The organism is Aliidiomarina sp. B3213 (assembly GCF_003290085.1).
Classification (GTDB): Bacteria; Pseudomonadota; Gammaproteobacteria; order Enterobacterales; family Alteromonadaceae; genus Aliidiomarina.
Map to the genome: position 1 here is coordinate 183,817 of NZ_QMKJ01000001.1, position 21,283 is coordinate 205,099.

22 protein-coding genes are annotated in these 21,283 nt (G+C 45.1%); 16 read left to right on the forward strand and 6 right to left on the reverse strand.

Features of this window, described 5'->3' with window-relative positions:
- Positions 1 to 11: 11 nt before the first annotated feature.
- Positions 12 to 866 carry an NADPH-dependent 7-cyano-7-deazaguanine reductase QueF gene (gene queF / locus DQX04_RS00925; RefSeq protein ID WP_111913923.1) on the reverse strand — a complete coding sequence of 285 codons (855 nt, stop codon included), beginning with the start codon at positions 864 to 866 and terminating at the stop codon, positions 12 to 14.
- 90 nt (positions 867 to 956) lie between these two features.
- Here queF and syd point away from each other — a divergent pair, with 90 nt between their 5' ends.
- The 3 genes from syd (at position 957) to DQX04_RS00940 (ending at position 2,646) form a co-directional block, all read left to right on the forward strand.
- Positions 957 to 1,514: a SecY-interacting protein gene (gene syd / locus DQX04_RS00930; RefSeq protein ID WP_111913924.1), complete on the forward strand. Its 558-nt coding sequence runs from the start codon at positions 957 to 959 to the stop codon at positions 1,512 to 1,514.
- 115 nt (positions 1,515 to 1,629) lie between these two features.
- Positions 1,630 to 2,286 carry a GNAT family N-acetyltransferase gene (locus tag DQX04_RS00935; RefSeq protein WP_111913925.1) on the forward strand — a complete coding sequence of 219 codons (657 nt, stop codon included), beginning with the start codon at positions 1,630 to 1,632 and terminating at the stop codon, positions 2,284 to 2,286.
- Between the two features lie 24 nt (positions 2,287 to 2,310).
- Positions 2,311 to 2,646, forward strand: coding sequence for a DUF962 domain-containing protein (locus DQX04_RS00940; protein ID WP_111913926.1), 336 nt, complete (start codon positions 2,311 to 2,313; stop codon positions 2,644 to 2,646).
- Here DQX04_RS00940 and DQX04_RS00945 read toward each other — a convergent pair whose 3' ends face one another.
- Both DQX04_RS00945 and DQX04_RS00950 read right to left on the reverse strand, forming a co-directional pair.
- The gene (locus DQX04_RS00945; RefSeq protein WP_111913927.1) at positions 2,647 to 2,997 is read right to left on the reverse strand and encodes a DUF3301 domain-containing protein; all 351 of its coding nucleotides are present in this window, start codon (positions 2,995 to 2,997) and stop codon (positions 2,647 to 2,649) included.
- Entirely contained in the window at positions 2,994 to 4,028 is a 1,035-nt protein-coding gene (locus DQX04_RS00950) for a DUF3549 family protein (RefSeq protein WP_111913928.1), read from the reverse strand. The genes DQX04_RS00945 and DQX04_RS00950 overlap by 4 nt, the downstream gene beginning before the upstream one ends.
- A 157-nt stretch (positions 4,029 to 4,185) precedes the next feature.
- Between DQX04_RS00950 and DQX04_RS00955 the strand changes: the two genes are divergently transcribed.
- Positions 4,186 to 4,518 (forward strand): YqcC family protein, encoded by a 333-nt coding sequence (locus DQX04_RS00955; protein ID WP_111913929.1) that lies wholly within the window; start codon positions 4,186 to 4,188, stop codon positions 4,516 to 4,518.
- A gap of 20 nt (positions 4,519 to 4,538) precedes the next feature.
- Positions 4,539 to 5,243 carry a tRNA pseudouridine(65) synthase TruC gene (gene truC, locus DQX04_RS00960; RefSeq protein WP_111913930.1) on the forward strand — a complete coding sequence of 235 codons (705 nt, stop codon included), beginning with the start codon at positions 4,539 to 4,541 and terminating at the stop codon, positions 5,241 to 5,243.
- Here the strand turns inward: truC and dapD are convergent.
- The 3 genes from dapD to map are packed head-to-tail and all read right to left on the reverse strand — an operon-like array spanning position 5,240 to position 9,478.
- Positions 5,240 to 6,064 carry a 2,3,4,5-tetrahydropyridine-2,6-dicarboxylate N-succinyltransferase gene (gene dapD, locus DQX04_RS00965; protein WP_111913931.1) on the reverse strand — a complete coding sequence of 275 codons (825 nt, stop codon included), beginning with the start codon at positions 6,062 to 6,064 and terminating at the stop codon, positions 5,240 to 5,242. The two genes, truC and dapD, sit on opposite strands and share 4 nt — an antisense overlap.
- 12 nt (positions 6,065 to 6,076) lie before the next feature.
- Entirely contained in the window at positions 6,077 to 8,695 is a 2,619-nt protein-coding gene (gene glnD / locus DQX04_RS00970) for a [protein-PII] uridylyltransferase (protein WP_111913932.1), read from the reverse strand.
- Positions 8,696 to 9,478 carry a type I methionyl aminopeptidase gene (gene map / locus DQX04_RS00975; protein ID WP_111913933.1) on the reverse strand — a complete coding sequence of 261 codons (783 nt, stop codon included), beginning with the start codon at positions 9,476 to 9,478 and terminating at the stop codon, positions 8,696 to 8,698.
- Between the two features lie 288 nt (positions 9,479 to 9,766).
- On the opposite strand from map, the gene rpsB reads away from it, so the two are divergent.
- The 11 genes from rpsB to lpxD all read left to right on the forward strand — a co-directional run bounded on the left by rpsB (position 9,767) and on the right by lpxD (position 21,278).
- Entirely contained in the window at positions 9,767 to 10,516 is a 750-nt protein-coding gene (gene rpsB, locus DQX04_RS00980) for a 30S ribosomal protein S2 (RefSeq protein WP_111913934.1), read from the forward strand.
- A gap of 70 nt (positions 10,517 to 10,586) precedes the next feature.
- Positions 10,587 to 11,462: a translation elongation factor Ts gene (gene tsf, locus DQX04_RS00985; protein WP_111913935.1), complete on the forward strand. Its 876-nt coding sequence runs from the start codon at positions 10,587 to 10,589 to the stop codon at positions 11,460 to 11,462.
- Positions 11,463 to 11,556: 94 nt separating this feature from the next.
- A complete protein-coding gene (gene pyrH / locus DQX04_RS00990) occupies positions 11,557 to 12,306 on the forward strand; it encodes a UMP kinase (RefSeq protein ID WP_111913936.1) in 750 nt (249 codons plus the stop codon).
- 17 nt (positions 12,307 to 12,323) lie between these two features.
- A complete protein-coding gene (frr, locus tag DQX04_RS00995; RefSeq protein ID WP_111913937.1) occupies positions 12,324 to 12,881 on the forward strand; it encodes a ribosome recycling factor in 558 nt (185 codons plus the stop codon).
- A gap of 80 nt (positions 12,882 to 12,961) precedes the next feature.
- Entirely contained in the window at positions 12,962 to 13,723 is a 762-nt protein-coding gene (uppS, locus tag DQX04_RS01000; protein ID WP_111913938.1) for a polyprenyl diphosphate synthase, read from the forward strand.
- Positions 13,724 to 13,738: 15 nt separating this feature from the next.
- On the forward strand, positions 13,739 to 14,620 hold the full coding sequence (locus DQX04_RS01005) for a phosphatidate cytidylyltransferase (RefSeq protein ID WP_111913939.1): 882 nt from the start codon (positions 13,739 to 13,741) through the stop codon (positions 14,618 to 14,620).
- 5 nt (positions 14,621 to 14,625) lie between these two features.
- Positions 14,626 to 15,858, forward strand: coding sequence for a 1-deoxy-D-xylulose-5-phosphate reductoisomerase (ispC, locus tag DQX04_RS01010; RefSeq protein WP_111913940.1), 1,233 nt, complete (start codon positions 14,626 to 14,628; stop codon positions 15,856 to 15,858).
- A 2-nt stretch (positions 15,859 to 15,860) separates the two neighbouring features.
- Positions 15,861 to 17,204, forward strand: coding sequence for a sigma E protease regulator RseP (gene rseP, locus DQX04_RS01015; protein ID WP_111913941.1), 1,344 nt, complete (start codon positions 15,861 to 15,863; stop codon positions 17,202 to 17,204).
- Between the two features lie 28 nt (positions 17,205 to 17,232).
- The gene (gene bamA, locus DQX04_RS01020) at positions 17,233 to 19,710 is read left to right on the forward strand and encodes an outer membrane protein assembly factor BamA (protein ID WP_111913942.1); all 2,478 of its coding nucleotides are present in this window, start codon (positions 17,233 to 17,235) and stop codon (positions 19,708 to 19,710) included.
- Between the two features lie 31 nt (positions 19,711 to 19,741).
- Positions 19,742 to 20,257, forward strand: coding sequence for an OmpH family outer membrane protein (locus DQX04_RS01025; RefSeq protein ID WP_126266322.1), 516 nt, complete (start codon positions 19,742 to 19,744; stop codon positions 20,255 to 20,257).
- A gap of 1 nt (position 20,258) precedes the next feature.
- Positions 20,259 to 21,278 (forward strand): UDP-3-O-(3-hydroxymyristoyl)glucosamine N-acyltransferase, encoded by a 1,020-nt coding sequence (gene lpxD, locus DQX04_RS01030; RefSeq protein ID WP_111913944.1) that lies wholly within the window; start codon positions 20,259 to 20,261, stop codon positions 21,276 to 21,278.
- The last annotated feature ends 5 nt before the right edge of the window (positions 21,279 to 21,283 follow it).

The window sequence follows — 21,283 nt, forward strand, 5'->3', positions numbered from 1 at the left end:
TAAAAAGTTGCCTACTGGCGCACTGTGCGTTTCATTTGTATAGAGTTTTTGCTTGTTCCTCGCCAAGGGTTAATGTCTAAACCTCCTCGACGAGTGTAGCGAGCTTCTACAGTGAGCAGCTCCGGTTTGGCCAATGCCATAATATCTTGGAATATCCGTTCCACGCACTGCTCATGAAATTCATTGTGATTTCGAAAGCTAACAATGTATTGCAGCAACGAAGCCTGGTTAATTTTAGGGCCGCGATAATGAATGGCTACAGTTCCCCAGTCGGGCTGATTAGTGATAAGGCAATTGGATTTTAAAAGGTTGCTGTAAAGTAGCTCTTCACATTTTTCCTCACCATCTAAACGTAACAATGTCGGGTCGTATTGAAAGGAGGTAGCTTCTTCACAAGCATTGTCTACGCATTTCCCCTGGGGGGTAGCTATACCTAATTCCGTAAATTCTTCTAGTGAGAATAGTTGCACGTGAACAGGGCCTTCTGCGCATTGACTTAAGTCGGTTTCTAATTGCGTTTGTAACTGCGCTTTAGACGGGCGGAATTGGTTAAAACCATTGAGGTAGAGCTTAAAAGATTTCGATTCAATTAAGTTAGGTGTTGTTGCTGGAACAGTTATTTGTGCAATTGCTACACGAGGCATGCCATTTTCAGTTAACCAAGACAACTCATAGCAAGTCCAGATGTCTTCACCATGAAACGGTAAGCTTTTCTCGTTAATGCCTAGTGGATCTCGGTTGAGCTTTCTTGGCACCGCCTGTAGTAACGTTGGGTCGAACTGCTCTGGGTATTGGGTGTCTTTGCCTAAGCCAAGCTTCTCTTTAAAAGGTTCTATCGCTGTTTCAGTTTGGTTCTTAGAGTTCATAACTTAACCTTCGGGCTTATGAATTGGCATACGTGCCATGAAGCAAATACAATGACCGCTATTCTACGAACTTTAAGGAACAGAAACTAGATGAACGCAACAGAAGCTTTGTTATTAGCGTTACATGAAAAGCATCAACTGCAGCACGAAAAGGAAGGTACGCTGCCAGTAACCGATTATGTTGAAGAGTGGGAAGCGCCTTGCTACTTAAAGGAACACCTAGAAAGTGGAGAAGAGCAAATTGCTTGGAAATGGGTAAAGCAACAACCAAAAACCGACTTTGCAAATGTAGAAAAGGCTCTAGAACTTGAAATAGACAGCCAGTTACAGAATTTTTTTGCCACGGTATGGGCCGGTGATATCGACGTTAGTTTTCGCGATCGCGCACTAACACTCCTTCAAGTGCAAGGTCCGGAGGACATGGAAAGGTTGCAACAGAACCTGATCGGACATGTGATGATGAAACAACGCTTAAAGCAGCCTATTACATGGTTTATCGGCTTAACCGACGAAGATGATTTATTACTCACCGTATCTCAAGAAACTGGCGTAGTAGGGCTCGAATACGTGGGTAAAGAGCAACATGAGGTGCTTTCGAGCGACTTACCTACATTCTTAAAGGAATTAGAACTCATCGGTCATTCATAGGTGTAATTTTTACTTGAACGATTAAGTTTTATTCAATAGGTGACAGTTGTTATTGAGTCGTTTATGTTATCTACAACGGTTTTCAAAGCTCATAGAATAACGATAAGAGGGCAAGATGACAGACCACCAAGAACTAGAAAAGTCGGCACAAGATAAGCTGCAGGGCAGGTTAGTTTATCTTGCCTCTGAAGACTTACGCGTAGCGGCATCGTTATTGTTTCAGGCCTACCAAGACGATCCATTATTTCAACAAATATTTCAGGTAGACAAGGAAGGTTACGAACAACGTTTGCGCGCAGCAATAAGGGAAGAGTTAAGTGCATTTTGGCAGGCGCAGCACCCAATGTTTGGTGTCTTTGAAGATGAGACGCTCGAAGGAGTGGTGTGTTTAACTCGCCCAGGTGAACATTTTGGCGACTCAAGGGTATGGCATTGGCGTTTAAAGATGCTCTTAACTGCTGGGTTGGTAAGCACCAAGCAATTACTGGAAAAAGAGCGGCTAATTAAAGAAGCGATGCCAGTAGATAACTATCACATGGTTTCATTCATAGCGGTTCATCCAAGATATCAACAAAAAGGGTTGGGCGATTTGCTTGTTCGTGCGGTTGAACACGAGCTAGAACAAGACGAGACCTCGAAAGGCGTGGCTGTATTTGCTACGCGCCCACAGTATGAGAAATTTTTTGCGGCCCGCGATTATCGCCAGGTTGCAGAACTCGAAGTGAACGGTATTCGCGGCGCTTTGTTGTTCCACGATCGTCCAGAACAATAATGAACATAAGATAGAGGACTAGGTATGGCATTTACTAGTTTTAAAGAGTTTTATCCTTATTATTTGAAAGAGCACAGCGACTTAAAATGTAGGGTCTTGCATTATGTGGGAAGTACATTGGTACTTGCAGAACTTGTCATGTTTTTTCTTACTCTGCATTGGGGTTGGTTAGTGGCTATTCCTTTAACAGGGTATGGCTTTGCGTGGATTGGTCATTTTGTGTTTGAGAAAAACAAACCTGCAACCTTTAAGCACCCTTGGTATAGCCTCGCGGGTGACTGGGTGATGTATAAAGACGCTTGGGTGTACCTGTTTAGTCGGAAAAAAAGTGCTGCAGCCAAGCAGGCTTGGGGCATTTAATTACCACTGATTATAACCGCGTTCAGGTTCAGGACTTGGTTCCTGTGGGACGCGGTAAACGGGTAGTTCTTTACTCACACACTTTAAGTTCACCATATATATAGTGCCTTCATAGCGAGTTTCACCGTCACTTGAAAAGCCGAAACTGAATTCCGCTTGCCATGCTAAACCGCGGTTCCAAACCGGTTTACCCTTTACCCGAGAAAGGTCTAGAAACTGCAACGATTCACCTTTGCATAAATGCAGAATATGGCGTTTGGCGTATTCTTCTTGCTTTCTCCAACTCCAAAAAAGCCATCCGCCCATAGCGGCGACAAGTAGCAGCAGAATATTAATCAGGTTCGCGGTCATGATCTGCCTTTCATATTTGTGATGAGTTTCACAATTTGCTGTTGAAGCTGTTCATTCTGTTGCGGACTATTGAGCAGCTGCAAGCAGTTCATTCTTAATGACGGCAGAGTGACTAGCTCTTTAAATAAAGACTGAAATACTTCTTCGCTATCGGTTGCTAGCACCTCAAAGTAGTTTTGAAATACTTCTGGTTTTGCTAGTGCTTGCCATAGTCGAGCAGCAATAATAATTAAAATTTGAGTGCGTGTTTCACCTTCACTTTGCTGCAAGGTTTTAAGTACGAACTGTTCTACACCTTTTCGATTCGCTACAGACGCCATAGCTTGCAAAAGCACAGGGTTTACCCGTGAGCTTTCGTTGCTTTGCGCTTTCCCAATCAGGTTGTCTGCAAGTGAAGAAGGCAATTGCGCATGTTCAATAGCTTGGCAAACAGCTTGCTGTAGTGGCTCAGGCCACTCTAGTAGATTCAGGTTTAAAGTTTGCTGCACTGATGAATTTTCCAACTTGCGTTGTATAACGTCATGAATACCTTGCACGCCAAGCTGTTGCCAGTCTATGTCTGAGTTACCTGAGAAAAATGCGTCTGCCGACTCAAAGTGAATAGAGGCATTTAGGTCAAAGTCGCGGGTAAACTGAGCATGAAATGCAGCACGTTTGTTCATGTCGGGTGTGAATATGTAAGGGTTCTGCTCTAATAGCGCTTCTTGTTCTTTTGTGGGGTCTTGCGTTAGATCTGACCCTAGTGCTTCCACAATAATACTCATGAAGTGCTGCATAGCCGCTTGCTGGAAGCCTCCGCGTTCGTCTAACGGTAGCGAGGCAAACCAAATGTAGGGTTTGTCTATTGACTGCCAGAATACAAGTGCGAGCCAAGCTTTTTGCTGGCGCGGAGTTGGAAAGGGTTGGCGTCCGGTTTCTACTTCTTCGATAAGGGCAGGGCTGAGCGCACGAACTTGGCGTGAAAGGTCATAGGCACACCAACGACAGCCGCTAGCATTCATAAATTCGGACAAAGTAGAAATTTGGCTCACAACAACTTACCTATATTCTTTTGAATTGCGCAGGCATTCTACTGACTTTATAAAGTGCTCTCCACCTTTTGTTTATGGGTTGTGCAGATTGCCAAGCGTTTTGTCGGTGTACGAATTCAGGTATAATTCGCGATTCATATTGATAGGAGTAGTGGTAATGCATTCGAGTGACTTCAAGCAACAGTTAAGTGCGTTGATTCGTGAACTAAGAGACGAAATGCAAGGTGCTGAGTTATGGGACAGCAAAGCACCGTCGCAAAAAGCCTTGAAGAGCACTCAACCGTTTGCGTATGACACGTTAGAGTTCTATCAGTGGCTGCAATTTATATTTATTCCGAATATGAAAGAACGGATTGATAAGAAAAAGCCTTTACCTAATCGTCTTGAAGTTAGCCCCATGGCGGAAGAAGCATGGCGCGGAAATTGGAAAGAGCGCCGCCAGGTCATATTGGTTTTGCGCAAAATAGATGAAATGTTCAAAAGTGCATAATCTATAGTAGGCAAAGAAGCATGCTTCCTATTTTGTTCCAAGACGAACATATCGTTGTTATTGATAAACCTTCCGGTTTATTAGTTCACCGTACAGCTTTGGCATGGGGTGAAACCGAATTCGCCATGCAACAGCTGCGCGACCAAATTGACCAACATGTTTTTCCTATTCATCGACTAGACCGACCAACGTCCGGGGTATTGGTGTTTGCCTTGAATTCGGAAATCGCCCGAAAGCTAAGTGACGCTTTCGCCAACAGAGAAGTAGAGAAAACCTACCATGCGGTGGTACGCGGTTATATGCCAGATTCAGGTGTAATCGACTATCCATTGGTAGAAGAGTTGGATGACGTCGCAGACAAGCAAGCTTCGAAAACCCCAGAAGCGAAGGAAGCTATTACTGAATTTGAAACTGTGGCGAAAGTAGAGTTACCTTTTAAGGTGAGCAAAAAGCACGATACTAGCCGTTTTTCGTTAGTGAAATGCAAGCCTAAAACAGGAAGAAAACATCAGATTCGTCGACATTTAGCACACCTAAGACATCCAATCATTGGTGACACCAACCATGGTGATGGTAGGCAGAATCGTTTCTTTCGAGAACATTTTGATTGTCATCGGTTGTTGCTCATTGCATCGGCAATTCGTTTCGAGCACCCGGTAACTCAAGAAGAAATACACCTCGAGCTACCCTTGCCCGAGGTGTTTAAAACAGCTTTTAGAGATTAGTCAGCGGCGCGTAATAGCTCGTTGATACCTACTTTTGCTTTCGTTTTTTCGTCAACTTTCTTCACAATAATGGCAGCGTATAAAGAGTGCGTGCCATCTTTTGAAGGTAGCGAACCAGGAACAACTACGGCACCTGCCGGTACTCGACCATAATGAATTTCCCCTGTTTCACGGTCAAAAATACGGGTGCTTTGACCAATGTATACGCCCATTGAAATAACTGCGCCTTGCTCAACAATAACGCCCTCTACAATTTCAGAGCGTGCACCAATAAAGCAGTTATCTTCAATGATGGTTGGCGTAGCTTGCAGTGGTTCAAGTACGCCTCCAATGCCAACACCGCCCGACAAGTGCACGTTTTTACCGATTTGTGCGCATGAACCTACAGTCGCCCAAGTATCGACCATGGAGCCTTCGTCGACATAAGCGCCAAGGTTAATGTAACTAGGCATAACCACGACATTTTTACCGACAAAGCTTCCTTTTCGAACCATTGCAGGTGGAACAATGCGAACTCCGTCACGTTGAAAGTCAGCTTTCGTGTAGTCTGCGTATTTGCTGGGTACCTTGTCGTAAAAACGGGTTTCACCGCCTTCCATCACTTCATTATCTGACAAGCGGAAGCTAAGAAGTACCGCCTTTTTTACCCACTCGTTTACAACCCATTCAGAGCCATTTTTTTCTGCTACACGAAGTGTGCCTTTGTCGAGTTCTGCAAGTACTTCGGTAACCGCGTCACGCACGTCTTGTGGTGCTGAAGTGGGTGAAATGTCTGCGCGGTTTTCAAATGCTTGTTCAATCACTTGCTGTAAAGAGCTCATTGATTTTTCCTTTTAACTGTCGAGTTCTTGAATAATTGCCTGTCGTAAATCGTGCTGCTCGTTTTCATTGAGCGCCTCATAGTTACTGTTGGTGACCATGAAAAAGTCTTCTGCTTGTTCTCCCACAGTGGTGATTTTTGCCGCCATAACAATCACCGACTGAGCTTGAAAAACTCTAGCTAAACGGGCAATAAGACCTGGGCGGTCTAGCGTGACGAGTTCAAAATGGGTTCGCCGTTGGCCCTTGTGCGAGAGAAAGTTTACTTTGGTTTTCACCGTGAAATTTTTCATACGCCTTGAAAGCGGGCGATGATGTATCGGTGGGTTACTACGTTTGCGCAGAACGTCTTGTAAATGCTGCTGAACTTCGGCAATACGGTCTAAACTTTCTAATGGTGAACCGTCTTGTTCTAATACAATGAATGTATCCATAACAAAGCCGTCGCGTGTATTCAGGATTTGTGCGTCGTGAATACTTAGGTGTTCTGCATCGAGCACAGCTGTAACGTTGGCGAACAGGTGGTTCTCTTCAACATGATAAATAAATATCTCTGTTGTGCCTTGGTTGTTTTCGTCGCCAATTAAAATAAGCGGTAATTGCCGGTCTTTTACATTCGTTAAATGCTGGCTATGCCACGCAATCTGTTCTGGCGTGTGGCGAGAAAAGTAGTCCGCAGTAAACCGTGACCAAAGATGCTGAATGTCTTCTACATTAAAGCCAGCGCTAAGTAACAAAGCCAATGCATTTTGCTTATTTTCTTGAACGCGCTCTCTCAGTGTTGTTTTACTCTCGCCGTCGTTACCTAATGTTGCTTCGGTTGCTCGGTACAGTTCTTCTAGTAGCGTTGCTTTCCAGTTATTCCAAAGGTTGGCGTTGGTTGCGCGAATGTCTGCTACGGTAAGGCAATACAAGTGCTGCAAGCGGCGCTTTGTTTTAACTTTTTGAGCGAACTCTCGAATAACATCAGGGTCGTAAATATCTCTTTTCTGAGCAGTCATCGACATTAACAGATGTTGCTCAACTAACCAGGCTACAAGTTCTGTGTCTTCTGTGTTGTAACCATGTTGAGCACAGAATTCGCGCGCGTCAGCAGCGCCAAGTTCTGAATGATCGCCTCCACGTCCTTTCGCGATGTCGTGGAATATCCCTGCTAAAAACAATAGTTCAGGCGTTTTAAAGTTTTGTACGAGTTCGCTACATAGCGGGAATTGTTCACTTCTTGCTGGCAGAGTAAAGCGGTATAAATTGCGAACAAGCCTAAACGTGTGTTCGTCGACTGTATAGGCATGGAATAAATCGAACTGCATTTGCCCAACAATTTGCGCCCAAGCGGGTAAGTAGCAAGCTATTATTCCGTGGCGATGCATTAGCGTGAAGGCGCGACCGAATCCTTTTGGGGTAGCCACGAGCTGGCAAAATAGCTCACGGCATTCTGCTATTTCACACAATGGTTTTTCTTGTTGCGAGCGAGCGTTTCGCAACAGCCTTATGGTATGGGAGTGAATACCTTTAATACGTTTGTCTGCGGCAATGGTAATAAAGAACCGCATAATGTTAACTGGATTTTCAAATACGTCGTCGGCACTCGCCATAATAAGGTTACCGGTGCGCGCGAACTGTTCTGAAATAACTTCGGGTTGCTGTAAGTCGGTTGGACCAAGAATAGCCTGCTCAAAAAATTGCAGCAGCATTCGGTTGAGCTCACTGACTTTTAAAACGACTTGGAAGTAGTCCTTCATCATTTTTTCAACGGCTGCTTTTCCTGCATTTCCATATCCTAGCCAGCGGGCAACTTCAGGCTGATAATCAAATAGTAACCGGTCTTCGCATTTACCAGCAGTTAAATGTAGTGCGTAGCGTATTCGCCATAAAAAATTCTGACATTCGCGTAATTCGACGAACTCATCGGCAGTAATGTAGTTGTATTCCACCAAGCTTTCGTCTTTGCGAGTTTTAAAGTGCTGTTTGGCTATCCAGTGAATCGTTTGAATGTCGCGAAGGCCACCCGGAGAGCCTTTGATATTCGGTTCCAAGTTATACGAGGTACCGTGAAAGTTCTGGTGTCGTTTGGTCTGTTCATCACTTTTAGCTTGGTAGAAGTCACGGCTTTGCCAAGGAAACTGTGTCATTACCGAGCCGTGTAGTGCTTCAGACAAAGATTGCTTGCCGGCAACAATGCGACTTTCAATTAAAGATGTAGCGATAGTAATGTCAGCGGCTGCCTGTAACATGCAATCGGGCACGGTGCGCACAGCGTGGCCAATATCAATCTTTAAGTCCCATAAATGGGTGATGAAAGCGCTAAGCTTTTCTTCTTGTTCCAAGCTAAGTTTGCTCTCAAAAAGTATGAGTAGATCAATGTCGGAACCAGGGTGCAGCACGGCGCGTCCATAACCACCAACAGCCATTAAGGTTAGAGGCTCTTGCTCTAGTTCCAGAATTGTCCAGAGGTTACGAAGTAGGTCGTCGAAAAAGCCTGCTCGGTCGTGAACAAGAGTGTCAATTTCGGCAACGAAGAATTGCTCAGCGGCCCATTCGTTGTAGGCCTGCAACTGTGCTCGCCATTGCGATATAGGTTGCAGGCTTTCAGGCCAGATTGGTCTGAATAAACTGGGCGTATCAACGATCATCTATGCACCGATAACGCGTGGAAGGTCTTCATCCTCTCGCAGTGTTAGCACTTCAACGCCTGTCTCTGTAACTAACATCGTATGTTCCCATTGCGCACTTAGGCTGCGGTCTTTGGTTAAAACTGTCCAACCGTCACTAAGCGTTTTAGTGTTGCGTTTTCCTGCGTTGATCATAGGCTCGATGGTTAAGCACATACCAGCCTGAAGTGTTTCTCCGGTACCAGGACGACCATAATGCAAAACTTGTGGGTCTTCATGGAATTCGTTGCCGATTCCATGCCCGCAATATTCACGAACGATAGAATAGCCAAACTTCTCACCGTACTTTTGTATGGCGGCACCAATGTCGCCAAGCTGAACACCGGGTTTGACCATTTTAATCGCTAAGTAGAGAGCTTCTTGCGTGACTTTAGTTAAACGGTTCGCCAGAATGCTACCTTCACCCACAATAAACATTTTGCTCGTGTCGCCGTGGTAACCGTCTTTTTTTACGGTAACGTCGATATTAATGATGTCGCCGTCTTTCAGCTTTTTATCGTTCGGTATGCCGTGGCATACGCAATGGTTAACAGACGTGCAAATCGACTTCGGGAAGCCATGGTAATTCAGTGGCGCAGGGTAGGCGTCGTGAGCGACAATGTAGTCATGACAAATTTGGTTCAACTCGTCTGTGGTTACACCCGCTTTAACGTGCTCACCAATCATTTCCAATACGCTTGCTGCGAGTCGCCCAGCGACTCGCATTTTTTCGATTTCTTCAGCCGTTTTAATTTTTATCGCCATGCGATTCAGATCTCTACTTCTTCAAATGAGTTGTAGCTCAAAAAATAGGGTTTTGAACTGCTCTAAATTGTCATGTAAAGGAGTTTACCAGAATCAGTTAAAAATGGCATCCGGCTTGTAGTTTTATGGTGGTTATGGTATAAATCGCGCCGCCTGAGAAAACAAAGTTCTTTCGGCACAAACTATTTAAATTAAACACACATATACCGTCACATGGTGCGGGGTGCTCGGAAACGGGTCGCAGCATGGGGTGTATGGAGGCTTAACCCCTTAAAAAGGAAAAATATTATGGCTAATGTGTCGATGCGCGACATGCTAAAAGCTGGTGTCCACTTCGGTCACCAAACTCGTTTCTGGAACCCAAAAATGAAGCCTTTCATCTTTGGCGCGAGAAACAAAATTCATATCATCAACCTTGAGTCTACAGTTCCAATGTTTAACAAAGCATTGGGTCACCTTTCTCAAATCGGTGCAAACAACGGTAAAGTTCTTTTCGTAGGTACTAAACGTGCTGCGTCTGAGCAAGTAGAAACTGCAGCAAAAGCTTGTGGTCAGTACTACGTTCAACACCGTTGGTTAGGTGGTATGTTGACGAACTGGAAAACAGTTCGCCAGTCAATCAAACGTTTGAAAGATCTAGAAACGCAAAGCCAAGACGGTACTTTTGATAAGTTAACCAAGAAAGAAGCACTAACGCTTACGCGTGAAATGCAAAAGCTTGAAAAGAGCCTTGGTGGTATCAAAAACATGGGCGGTTTGCCTGACGCATTGTTTGTGATCGACGCTGATCACGAGCACATTGCAATTAAAGAAGCAAACAACCTAGGTATTCCTGTTATTGCAGTAGTCGATACAAACTCTGATCCAGACGGCGTTGACTACGTGATTCCTGGCAACGACGACGCAATTCGCGCGATCCAGTTGTACTTGAACTCAGCTGCAACTGCTATTACTGAAGGCCGCAATCAAGGTGGCGCAGAAGTAAACAAAGCTGACGATTTCGTTGAAGCAGCTGACGAAGAAGCGAGTGCCGAGTAATTGGTATTTGAGCGGTCCGGCGCAAGCCGGGCCATTTTCGAAAGAATTCTGACGTATTGAGGTTTGAATCATGGCGATTACTGCTGCGATGGTTAAAGAACTGCGCGAGCGTACTGGCGCAGGTATGATGGATTGTAAGAAAGCATTGCAAGAAGCTGGTGGTGACATCGAGCTTGCAATCGAAAATATGCGTAAAAGCGGTCAAGCTAAAGCGGCTAAGAAAGCAGGCCGTATTGCTGCTGAAGGTGTAATTCTTACTAAATCTGAAGGTAACGTAGGTACTCTAGTTGAGCTTAACTGTGAAACTGACTTCGTTGCTCGCGACAACAGCTTCCTTGGTTTTGGTGGTCAAGTAGTTGAAGCTGCATTCGCAAACAAAGAAAACGATGTAGAAGCTTTGCGTGCAACTAGCATCGGTGATGCAACTGTTGACGAAACACGCGAAACTTTAGTAGCTAAAATCGGTGAGAACATGAACGTTCGCCGTGTAGCTACAATTACTGCTGGCGACCTAGTTGGAACTTATGTTCACGGTGGCCGCATTGGTGTTGCTGTTGCAATCACTGGTGGTGACGCAGAACTTGCTAAAGACATTGCTATGCATGTTGCTGCAAGTAACCCACAATTCGTTAAGCCAGAAGACGTTGACGCAGACGTTATTGCAAAAGAGCGTGAGATCCAAATCGACATCGCTATGCAGTCTGGCAAGCCGAAAGAAATCGCTGAGAAGATGGTTGAAGGCCGTATGAAGAAATTCACCGGTGAAATCAGCCTTACAGGTCAGCCTTTCATTAAAGAGCCAAGCAAATCAGTTGGCGAATTGTTGAAAGAAGCTGGTGCTGACGTTGTTACTTTTGTTCGCTTTGAAGTGGGTGAAGGTATTGAACGTAAAGAAGAAGACTTCGCAGCTGAAGTTCAAGCTCAGGTAGCTGCTGCTAAAGGTTAATAGCATGGCAACGAAGCCGAGCAAACAATAGTAAATACCGCGCCTGACGTTAGTCGGCGCGGTTTTTTTTAGCTTTTTATAAGGAAACCGACACATGAGTACACATCCAAAACCTGGTTATCGTCGCATACTACTTAAATTGAGCGGAGAAGCGCTCATGGGTGAAGAGGCATTTGGCATTGATGCGCGTGTGTTGGACCGCATGGCTCGAGAAATTAAAGAAGTTCTCGAGTTGGGTGTGCAAGTTGGTGTGGTTATCGGTGGCGGTAACTTGTTCCGCGGCGAAGGGCTAGCGAAAGCGGGCATGAATCGAGTTGTGGGTGACCACATGGGGATGCTGGCTACTGTAATGAATGGTTTGGCAATGCGCGACGCATTGCATCGTGCATTTGTGAATGCCCGCTTAATGTCTGCAATTGAACTCAATGGGGTTTGTGACAGCTACAACTGGGCGGAAGCCATTAGCTTGTTAAAGTCAGGCCGCGTGGTTATTTTCTCTGCGGGTACGGGCAACCCATTTTTCACTACCGACTCAGCTGCATGTTTGCGCGGTATTGAAATTGAAGCCGAAGTGGTACTGAAGGCAACTAAAGTAGACGGTGTTTTCAGTGAAGATCCGATGAAGAACCCTGACGCGGTACGCTATGATGAGATAGACTATAGCGAAGTGCTCTCTAAAGAGCTGAAGGTTATGGACTTAGCAGCATTTACACTAGCAAGAGACCACCAACTTCCAATTCGTATATTCAATATGAATAAACCTGGCGCATTGAAATCAGTGATTATGGGAGAAGATGAAGGTACACTAATTACCAATCTCCATAATTCGAACGAAACAGAATAAGAGAACGAGGGACTACCGTGATTAATGAGATTTTAGCAGACGCTAAGTCGCGCATGACGAAAAGTGTAGAGTCTTTGCAGGCGCAAATGGCAAAGGTACGCACAGGCCGTGCGCACCCAAGTTTATTGGATGGTGTAACTGTGCCTTACTACGGTACTGAAACACCTTTAAATCAGTTGGCGAATATCACTGTAGAAGACTCACGAACGTTGTCGATTACCGTGTTTGATAAAAGCAGCTCAGGCGCAGTTGAGAAAGCTATTTTAACGTCTGACCTGGGCTTAAACCCTGCAGCGGCGGGCAATGTTATTCGTGTACCTTTACCGCCACTTACCGAAGAGCGTCGTAAAGACCTTGTGAAAGTGGTACGTAACGAAGCTGAAGGTGGACGAGTAGCGATTCGTAACGTACGTCGCGACGCGAACAACGACATCAAAGAGTTGTTGAAAGAAAAAGAGATTACAGAAGACGACGAGCGTCGTGCTCAAGACGATATCCAAAAGCTCACCGACGAAGCTGTAAAGAAGGTTGATGAATTATTAGCCTCTAAAGAAGCTGAGTTGATGGAAGTTTAACCGCTCACTCGGTTAAATATTGGAGCTACACGCCGTGTTAGGTATACTTTCGCGGCGTTTATTTTTTTGAAAGTTGGATTATGACAGAACAAGTCAGCGAGACAAAAATAGAAGGCTTGCCGAAGCACGTTGCAATTATTATGGATGGCAACGGGCGTTGGGCGACGAAAAAAGGTAAGTCTCGTACTTATGGTCATAAGGCCGGTTCAAATGCAGTACAAAATGCCATTACGTTTGCGCGTAGAAATGACATTGAGGCATTAACGCTGTTTGCATTTAGTAGTGAAAACTGGGCGCGACCAGAAAGCGAAGTTTCGGTTTTAATGGAGCTTTTTATCACAGTGTTGCAGCGAGAAGTCGCTAAGCTAAAACAGCATGGTGTTCGGTTACGCGTGATTGGTGATGTTTCTAGGTTTTCACCAAAACTACAAAAGCGTATTCGCCAAGCAGAAGAACAAACTGAAGAAAACACTGCGCTTATTCTTAATATTGCAGCTAACTACGGTGGACGATGGGACATTGCTGCGGCATGCCAACAAGTTGCCCAGCGTGTGAAGCTTGGTGAGCTTGAGCCTGAGCAAATTGACGAGTCGTTGCTAGGTGAATATATGCAGTTAGCCGATATTCCAACTCCAGACCTCTTGATCAGAACCGGCGGAGACATCAGAATAAGTAACTTCTTATTGTGGCAATTAGCCTATGCCGAATTGTATTTTACAGATACATTATGGCCTGACTTTGATGACCAAACGTTTGCAGACGCGATTGATAGCTTTATGCAACGTGAACGCCGATTCGGACTGACCAGCGAACAACGACAACAAATGCTGGCTGAGGGCTAAACAGAGGATTTTTTTTTGTTAAGACAACGAATTTTGACTGCGGCATTTTTAATACCTGTCGCGTTAGCTATTGTATTTTTACTACCGCTTGAATGGTTTAACTGGGTAATCGGTGGGGTTATGGTGCTTGCTGCATGGGAGTGGGCACCTTTGATGGGCGTTTGTAAGACTGCCGGACGCTCTTTATATTGCTTGCTAGTAGGTATTTGTGTCGCTGTTTTAGCCTACATTACTCCTGTTGGTTCCATTTGGTCAGCAACTGAGCTTGCTAATGCTGTGTTCTATCCTGTGTTAGTGGGTGGTATATGGTGGTTGTTCGCCATATTTCTCGTATTTACTTTCCCAAGAAGCCGCGCTGTTTGGGCGAAAAGCCGCGCGTTTGTCGGTGCATTTGGCATTTTAGTGCTTATCCCAGCATGGGCTGCGCTTTTGAGTTTGCGTTCGCTTCATTACGACGACAACCCTTACTTTGGTTCTTGGACCGTACTATTCCTGTTTTTACTGGTATGGGCTGCCGACATCGGTGCTTTCTTTGCGGGTAAAAAGTTTGGTAAGCATAAACTTATGCCGCACGTTAGTCCGGGCAAAACGAAAGAAGGTTTTGTCGGTGGGCTCGTGTTTTCCATTGGAGTGATGAGTATTGTTGCTTTCACACTACCGGTGCCTAGTAACATTCTCTTGGCATTCTACTTGGTAGCGACATTGTCGGTGATCGTGTCGGTGTTTGGGGATCTTAATGAAAGTATGTTTAAGCGCTGTGCGGGCGTTAAAGACAGTGGCTCTTTGCTGCCAGGTCACGGCGGTATTCTTGACCGCATCGACAGCTTAACTTCTGCATTGCCTATATTCTTGCTGGGCTATCTGTGGCTTATTCATCCTTATTTTGGAAGTAGTTAATTATTATGAACTCGCCGAAGTATGATGAGCTGCATCAGGGCCAACAGATGATAACCATTCTTGGAGCCACAGGGTCTATTGGTTTAAACACCATAGACGTTATTGTGCGACATCCAGAAAGTTATCGAGTGTTTGCCTTAACAGCGCATCAGAATTGGCAAAAAATGCTAGAGCTGTGTGATCAGGTTAAGCCCGAATATGTAGTGCTAACTGACGCTTTTGCCGCTAGCCAGCTTCGCTCGGTGTTGAATGAGGTGGGTTCAAAAACACAAGTTCTAGACCAAGTTGAAGATTTAGACGCTGTTGCGGTTGCGCAAGAGGTAGACACCGTAATGGCTGCGATTGTCGGCGCAGCTGGTTTGCAGCCAACATTAGCTGCGGTAAAAGCGGGTAAACGCGTTCTTCTCGCTAATAAAGAAGCGTTGGTGATGAGTGGTCAATTCTTCATGTCGGCCGCAGCAGATTCGGGCGCTATGGTGTTACCTGTTGATAGTGAACATAACGCCATATTCCAAGCGCTTCCAGAGCAAGTACAACGTGCTTCCGGTAAGGCGAAGTTGAGCCATTATGGTGTAGAGAAAATACTACTAACAGGCTCTGGTGGTCCCTTTAGAGAACTTCCACTCGAGCTATTAAAAGAGCAAACACCTGAAGCGGCGTGTGCTCATCCGAATTGGTCTATGGGCCGAAAGATTTCGGTCGATTCCGCCACGATGCTGAACAAAGGTTTGGAGTACATTGAAGCTCGCTGGTTGTTTAACTGCAATCGCGAACAGATAGACGTACTTCTTCACCCGCAAAGTGTTATTCATTCTATGGTGCAATATGCTGACGCCTCTGTCATCGCTCAAATGGGCATGCCTGATATGCGTACGCCTATTGCGCATACCTTAGCGTATCCAGAGCGTATCGAGAGCGGTGTTGAACGGTTGGACTTTACCAAGGTTGCAGCGCTTACCTTCAGTGAAGTCGATTATGAGCGTTACCCAAGCTTAAAAATTGCGATTGACGCATGTTGGGCAGGGCAAGTGGCCACAACTACGTTAAATGCTGCGAATGAAGTCGCTGTTGCAGCGTTCTTGGAACGGCAAATTCCCTTTACAGCAATTAGTGAAATTTGTGATTCTGTGGTGGAACATCAGTTGGCAACAACGGTCGATGATATAGCTGGCATTGTGAGCTGTGATGAGACAGCGAGAATTGCTGCCAAGAAATATATTCAGGCGAATTGGGGTTAACGGTGGAACAGTTTATTTGGTCAATTGGTGCTTTCGTTGTTGCATTAGGTTTGGTGGTGACTTTTCACGAATTTGGCCATTTCTGGGTTGCTCGCCGTTGCGGGGTGAAAATTCTTACCTTTTCAATTGGTTTTGGTAAGCCGTTATTGAGCTGGAAAGGCAAAGACCAAACACAATACCAAGTAGCCGCGATACCTCTGGGCGGCTACGTGAAAATGCTGGATCACGAAGTGCACCCAACCGAGCAAAATGAACTTCACCAAAGTTTCCGAAATAAACCTCTGTGGCAGCGCAGTGCTATTGTTGCTGCTGGTCCTATTGCTAATTTTATTTTTTCCATTGCGGTTTTGTGGGTCATGCTGATGATAGGTATGCCAGCGGCAAAACCAATTGTGGGTGAAGTGGCTGATGGCAGTATTGCGCAACAAGCGGGTATTGCACCGAATAGCGAAATTATTCGTGTTGACGGCCATGCAGTAGAGGACTGGCAAGATGTAAACCTTCGGTTAGTGGCCCGAATGGGTGACGATGCAACCACTATAGAGACTCAGCAAGAAAATGGGGAAATTTCAGAGCATCGGTTAAACCTGACTCAATGGTCAGTAGATCCAGAAACAGAAACAACGTTGAGTGCATTAGGGATTGACCTATTTAGCCCTAAAGTGACAACAACGTTGCTTTGGATAGAGGAAAACGCGCCTGCTCAGATTGCAGGACTTGAAGTGGGTGATAAAATTGTCGCCCTTAACGGAACTCCTGTCCAAGAATGGGGACAAATAACAAGCTTCATTGCACAACACCCGGATCAAGTCATCGATATTGGCATTGAACGAGGTGGAAACAGCCAAGAACTGTCGGTGCAACTGGCGAATAGAGATGGAAATGGTTACTTGGGTGTAGCGCCACAAAGTGAACCTTATCCGGAAGAATATCGCTTCGTAATGAAAGCAGGGCCTATTGAGGCTCTGGTAGGGGGCGTAGAACGGACATGGCAGCTTATGGGATTGTCGTTGTCCATGGTGAAGAAGCTTGTGCTAGGAGACGTAGGGCTGAACAACATTAGCGGTCCTATTGGTATTGCCCAAGGCGCAGGTACACACGCAAGTTATGGCTTAGTTTATTTCTTAAGTTTCTTAGCCTTGATTAGCGTGAGTTTGGGAATATTGAATTTATTACCGATACCGATGCTCGACGGTGGACATTTATTGTTTTACATCGTGGAAGGTATTCAAGGAAAGCCGGTTTCGGAGCGTGTTCAAGAATATGGATTTAGAATTGGACTCGTATTATTAGCATTACTTACAATGGTTGCGGTGTTTAACGATATTAACCGTTTATTGCCATAAAACTTATAAACAAAAAAGACGTAATTTCATGACATTGAAACATTGGCTTGTTGGTGCAGCATTAGTAGGGGCAAGTTCTTCTGCCGCGGTTGCTGAAACATTTTTACTTGAGGATATTCAAGTTCGCGGTTTGCAGCGTGTAGCTTTGGGTGCCGCCCTAACTTACGTACCTGTTCGCCCAGGTGAAGAAGTAGACGAAATAAGTATTCGTGAAACGATTCGCGAGCTTTATGCCTCAACTCACTTCGACGATATTCAGGTTGAGCGTGTCGGTAACAGCTTGGTCATTACTGTACAAGAACGTCCAGTGATTAATGCGGTTGAGTTAGAGGGCAATAAAGACCTTAAAGACGACCAATTATTGGACAGTTTGCGTACTTCAGGTATTGCGGAAGGTGAGTCGTTAGACCGAACAGTGATTTCAGGCATTGCGCGCAGTATCGAAGAGTTCTATCACAGTGTAGGTAAATACACCGCCCAGGTAGACGTTCGAGTGATTAACCGACCGCGTAACCGTGTTGATCTTCGATTTGAGTTCGAAGAGGGCGCTGCAGCTGAAATTGAACAAATTAACGTGATCGGCAATAACGTGTTCAGCCGTGAACAGTTGCTGTCGCAAATGGAATTACGAGACGAAGTTCCATTTTGGCGTATTTTTACCAAGCGTAATTACCAGCAAGAACAGTTGGTAGGTGACTTAGAGAACATAGAGTCATTTTATCTTAACAATGGTTACTTACAATTCTCGATGGACTCTGTGCAAGTAGACATTACACCAGAGCTTGAAAGTATCTATGTAACGTTGAATTTGTCTGAGGGTGAACAGTTTAATGTCGACGGTGTGGAAATCATTGGTGATATTCAGCGTCATCGTGAATGGCTAGATCGCCTAGGTGCGCTGATTGACAACAAGCAATACAGTCAGGCAGAAGTTACTAACTTAGAAGAAGCGATTAAGCGTTACTTTGGTCGTATGGGCTACGCGCGTACCGAAGTGAATACTATGCCGACGCTCGACCAAGAAACAAATACCGTAAAATTAACCATGATGGTTGATCCTGGCCAACGTGTATATGTGCGCCGTATTAATTTCGAGGGTAACGATGCGACTGCAGACGAAGTACTTCGTCGTGAAATGCGTCAAATTGAAGGCGCATGGCTATCGGACCAGTTGGTAGAGCAAGGTAAGGTTCGTTTAGAGCGACTTGGTTATTTTGAAACGGTTGAATTTGAAACCGTACCGGTGCCTGGTGAACCTGATTTAGTTGATGTTTTATACAATGTGAAAGAGCAACCTTCTGGAACATTCCAGGCAGGTATGGGTTATGGCGATTATGCTGGTTTAAGTTTTAACGTTGCTGTTTCTCAGGAAAACTTTTTAGGTTCAGGTAACAGTGTTGGTTTCCAGGTTGACACCAACCGTTACTCGAAGTCGTTACGTTTAAATTATCGCGACAATTACTTCACCGACGACGGTGTAAGTTTAGGCGGTAGTATTTATTACAACGACTTTGACGCAGGGCAGGCTAACCTGCAGCAATATAACCAAACGTCTTACGGTGTTGGTTTGAACATGGGATTCCCTGTGAACGAATATAACCGTCTAAACTTCGGTTTTGGTTATGCGAAAACAGGTATTACTCAGTTTGACCCGTACGAGCAAACGCGAGACTTTTATGAACGTTATGCGGAGCAATCTTCAAGCGATGCTCGTTTAGAGTTCGACTCGTTTTATGCGACAGCTAGCTGGTCAAGAATTACCTTGAACCGTGGTGTGTTTCCAACCGACGGTACAGAGAATTCTTTGAGCTTGAAGGTAACTTCGCCGAACAGTGACTTGCAGTACTTCAGAGCCGAGTATAACTTCCGTTATTACCAACCATTCGATGACGACCACAACTGGGTAGGTTTGACACGAATGAGTTTTGGTTACGGTAATGGCTACGGTGACGATGATGGCTTTGAATATACGCTACCATTCTGGGAAAACTTCTATGGTGGCGGCGGCGACTCGCTGCGCGGGTTTGAACAAAACCGAACTGGACCTAAAGGTTTAATTCGTCGTACTAACTATATTCAAGGGCCACCAGACGAGAACGGTTTGCCGACTCAAATCGCCCTGGGTCCAGAGCATGACACGTTAGATGTTCTCCGCCGCAGAGCACTTGGTGGTAACGCGATGTTTAATGCAAGTATCGAGTTGATTTTCCCAACACCGTTTGTTGGAGAGTCTACGCGAGGCACGATTAGAACAAGTGCGTTCATTGACGTAAGTAGTGTTTGGGATACCGAATTTAATTACGATGAGTACAAAGACCTTCAAGTCGTTGAAGGCACCCCGTTTTGGGATTACAGTGATCCAGGAAACTATCAAGCTTCATACGGTGCGAGTTTACAGTGGCTTTCACCTATGGGAGCATTAACCTTTAGCTTAGGTTTCCCTTTGCGTTCGCTTGATTCCGAGTTAGAAGATCAATTTACATTTAATATTGGTACAACTTTTTAAGTTTTAATTAATAAATATAGAGGAAGTAATTTTGAAATCTGTAATGTTATCTTTAGCGCTTGTCGCAGCTTTGGCATTAAGCCCATTTACTGCAAATGCACAGTCTGCTCCACTAAAGGTTGCGGTTGTTGACGTTCGTGCTGTATTCGAGCAGCTTCCACAGTCTCGTGAAATCGGCACTATTATTGAGCGTGAATTCCAAGACAGAGCTGAGCGTCTTCGCCAAATGGAAGAAGACATGACGACTTTGCAAGAAACTATGCAACGCGATGAAGCTATTATGAGCGATGAAGAGAAAGAAAGCTCAATGGCTGAATTGCAAACAACTTATGAAGAGTATCAGCAACGCCGTGAAGAACTTACACAGCAGCTTAACCGTCGTAGAACGGAAGAGCGTAACCGTGTTCTTGGTCAAATTCAGCAGGTGATCAACGACATGGCTGTTGCAGGCGACTACGACATGGTGATTGAAGCTGGTAACCTTGCGTTTGCGAAAGACAGCTTAGACATTACTAACCGTGTTATTGAGCGTATGACGCAGGAATAATATGAAGCCTGTGAGTATAGCTACCCTCGCTTCTGCAATAGATGCGGAAGTGAGCGGTGCTGCAGAAACTGAAGTTCATGGTTTAGCGACACTTGCTGCGGCAACGCCTCAGCAAGTTTCTTTTTTAGCGAACCCTAAATATCAAAGTCAGCTTGAAACGACTCAGGCTGGAGCTATCATTGCTCATCCTGAAGTAGCTAAAGCGTTTCCTGACCGTAATTTTATATTAAGCGATAACCCATACTTGTCGTACGCGAAAGCGGCGCAATTTTTCGATTTGTCTCCACGACCTCCTGTGGGGATACATCCAACAGCAGTGGTTTCCGAGTCAGCTCAATTAGGTGAGGGAGTCGCAGTGGGTCCTCATGCGGTGATTGCCGATGATGCAGTGATCGGTGCCGGAACAAGCATTGGTGCTAACTGTTACATAGGCGAGAACGCTCGTTTAGGAGATAATTGTCGGCTATGGCCGCAGGTATCGATTTACTATGGCGTGGTTATTGGTAGCGATTGTACCTTTCATAGTGGAGCGGTAATTGGCGCGGACGGGTTCGGTTTTGCGCCGCATCAAGGTAGCTGGGTTAAAATACCACAGCTTGGTTCAGTTGAAATTGGTGACCGTGTCGAAATTGGTGCAAATACGACTGTTGACCGCGGCGCGCTGGACAACACAGTTATTGAAAGCGGATGTATTATCGACAACCATTGTATGATTGCGCACAACGTTCATATTGGCGCAAATACTGCAATGGCTGCGCACACCGGTATTGCCGGAAGTACAACAATTGGTAAAAACTGCTTATTTGCAGGCTATACTGGTATAGCAGGTCACATCAATATTTGTGATGGTGTAAGAACCAACGGTATGACCATGATAACCCGAGATATTAAAAAGCCGGGTGTGTTGGCTTCAGGGTTACCTGAAATGGAACATAGTGTTTGGTCTCGAGCTAGTGTTAGATTTAAGCAATTGCCCGAGTTATTTTCTCGAGTGCGTGCATTAGAAAAAAACAATAAATAAGTTGT